At 33.0% G+C, this 2,923-nt stretch carries 3 protein-coding genes and 1 pseudogene; all 4 read right to left on the reverse strand.

Going from position 1 to position 2,923, the window contains the following annotated elements:
* Positions 1–245: pseudogene (locus OZD68_RS00565) on the reverse strand (IS4-like element ISWosp8 family transposase); the annotation flags it as partial.
* A gap of 266 nt (positions 246–511) precedes the next feature.
* Entirely contained in the window at positions 512–856 is a 345-nt protein-coding gene (locus OZD68_RS00570; RefSeq protein ID WP_182309622.1) for a DMT family transporter, read from the reverse strand.
* Positions 857–871: 15 nt separating this feature from the next.
* A complete protein-coding gene (locus OZD68_RS00575; RefSeq protein WP_182309621.1) occupies positions 872–1,186 on the reverse strand; it encodes a DMT family transporter in 315 nt (104 codons plus the stop codon).
* 99 nt (positions 1,187–1,285) lie between these two features.
* A complete protein-coding gene (locus OZD68_RS00580) occupies positions 1,286–2,392 on the reverse strand; it encodes a D-alanyl-D-alanine carboxypeptidase family protein (RefSeq protein ID WP_182309620.1) in 1,107 nt (368 codons plus the stop codon).
* Positions 2,393–2,923: the final 531 nt, after the last annotated feature.

The following is a 2,923-nucleotide window of genomic DNA, read 5'->3' on the forward strand; positions in this document are numbered from 1 at the left end:
AATTCTTGAAAGCCTGTATGGCAAATCTTATACCTTGCTTTAGAAAAAGCTTGCTTTGAGGGTACATGTCAATGGCTCCATAAGTTCACATTCTATTCCCAAACTTTTTTTAACTAACTTTAAAATCATAGAAAATACTGTCGAAAAAGCTTGTTCGTGTAAAACTCAACACAATGGATTTTCTGAAAAGTTTTCGAGTATATTATATTTTTAATTTGTAGAATAAGGTTTTTTCCTTTTTGCATATTTCACCTAAAAAGGACACATTTTAGACTTCTTTGTTGAAATAAAACAGAAACAAAAGTGCTGTCCCTTGCACTCTTTGGATAATTTAATGATAAAAAATTTAGAGAGAAATTTTATACACAATCTCTGACATTTTTCCTTAAGTTGACGCCATTGTGTGAACGGTTAAGGTTTCCCGTCTTCACCATGCTATATAGAAAAAAGTCTGGATTCCAATTTGCATGACAATATGGAGTATCTGCTTCTTTCATCCCAGTGGGATCTTTTATTCCATTTTATCAACAGTTTGTTTTGCAGTATCAAACAATTTTAATCCTACAATCCCGAATGTAATTAAAATAAAGCATATTACTTCGAATAAATTAACTGGTTCATCAAATAGGTAAACTCCAAGTATCGAAGCTCCTATAGCGCCCACTCCAGTCCAAATTGCATAGCATACTCCGATAGGTATAGAACGTGTAGCGAGCGAAAGTAAATATGTACTAAGAGCCATGGAGAGTATGCTAATTATTGATGGTACGAGATGAGTAAATCCATAACTATGCTTAAGTGTTATGACCCAGAACACTTCAATTAGTGACGATAAGAGTAAATATATCCAATTCATGCATAAACTTTAGGTTTAAATAGAGAGCTTTAGCCCTATGGTTCCTATTACAATTAAAACGATACATAAAACTTGAGATAAATTAATATTCTCTGTGAAAGTGGTTGCACCAATTATAGTTATTCCAATTGTGCATATTCCAGAGGAAACTGCATAGCATACTCTAATAGGTAGAAAGCATGCTGCAAGAGATAAAAAATAAATGCTAATGATCATAATTACCAATGTTGCAATCGAAGGCACAACTTTAGTAAAACTGTTACTAAACTTTAGTGTTACAGCCCACAGTATCTCTAGGATACTAGACAGCAACAAATATACCCAGCACATTTTCGTAACATTTCAATCTTGTATTGTAACAGAAATTGTTAGTTAAAACTACACTAAAGTGCAATAGATCTCTCTTTCGGAATTGCTTTAATATCAAACTTAAAACAACATCCTAAAAAACTTTTCTACGAAATTCAATTCCTGCACGTCATTTGCTGCATAAAGTGGTGTAGTTTGTTGCTCAATACCTGGTATTTCTACAAAAACTTTGCCCACTTCTTGACCTTTTTTAATGGGTGCAGGTATCATATCTTTATATTCAATACGCACCTTAATTTGGTCATGCAATTTGCGGTTGTAAGTTATGGTAACATCGTTTGCAACTGTAATAGGCACTTTTCTATCTTTTCCATAGAGAACATTTACTTCCTCAACTACGCTGTCTTTAACGAATATTTTCTTAGTGTTAAAATGATTTAAGGAATATTGTATCAATCTTTTTGCTTCTTCTATTCGCTCTTTCTCAGTGTTTAAACCATTTACGACAGCAAAAATTCTCCTATCATTTCGTTTTGCAGATGCTACAATGCCGTAACCACCAGCATTTGTATAACCGGTTTTTAAGCCATCAACCCCAATATCGTGAAAAAGTAGAAGATTTTTATTCTTTTGTACAATTTCATTATATGTCAAATATTGTTCGGAAAATAAATCATAATATTCAGGAAAATCGGTGAAAATCCTTTTTGCCAGCATTACCAAGTCTTTTGCGTTCATAAAATGATCTTCATCTGGCCACCCGCTTGAGTTGACAAAATGACTGTCATTCAGATTCAAATTTTGTGCAACTTCATTCATTTCAGCCACAAAATTCTCTTCTGATCCTGCAATGCCCTCGGCTAGTGTTATGCAGGCATCATTGCCTGAGACTATTGTAATTCCTTCAAGTAATTCCCTCACCGTAACGGATTGACCTTCTTTCAAAAACATAGAAGAGCCTCTCCTTTCCCACGCTTTTCTACTTACTCGAAATTTATCCTCCATGTGTATTATTCCAGCTTTTAGATAATCGAAGGCTATATATAAAGTCATTAGCTTGCTCATTGAAGATGGGGCCATTTTTTCATCAGAATTATGGTCAAAAATGAATGAGTCTGAAGCTAAATCTAAGACTAATGCTTGCTTTGCTTTGGTTCTAAACTGGTATGAGTATGAAGAAAAAGGAAGTATAAAAACTAATAGCAAAATTACCAATCTGCTTAACATATCTATAATTTTAAATTTATAGTGTACTAATTAATAGTATAATTTTACAGGGGCATTTCAATGGATCTCTTGCATAAAAATTCCTTGACAAACCTCGCCAGCCCCCTTATCATGAAAATGAAGCTATTTATTTATCTTCTCTGTACAGATTAAATGACAAAAAGGCTCACGTATCTGGCGTCTCATGTTTAATTTTTTGCACTATGTGCACCTTATGTCTTTATAAAATTTCTAGGTTTTTACCTAATATAAGCTGAAATGCGCTATTTAAAACATAAAAAAATGCCAACTTAAAAAATGGATAGTGAATAACTAGCTACCCTAGGGTTTCTTTTGCCTTTTTTTCTGTTTAGTAAATTTCTTAAACATTTATGACTAAAGGTTAGTTGCATTAAAAAGTAGCTAAATTGCGGTTATTAAGTGTTTAGAATAAAAAAACACCATACTTGAAAGTATAATGTAAGTATAGCTCTTTCCATAAAAGTCCGGATGTGATAGGATAAGGGTAGATGATGATAAGGAGGTTGAATG

Source organism: Wolbachia endosymbiont of Drosophila bicornuta (assembly GCF_028982105.1).
GTDB classification, from domain to species: domain Bacteria; phylum Pseudomonadota; class Alphaproteobacteria; order Rickettsiales; family Anaplasmataceae; genus Wolbachia; species Wolbachia pipientis.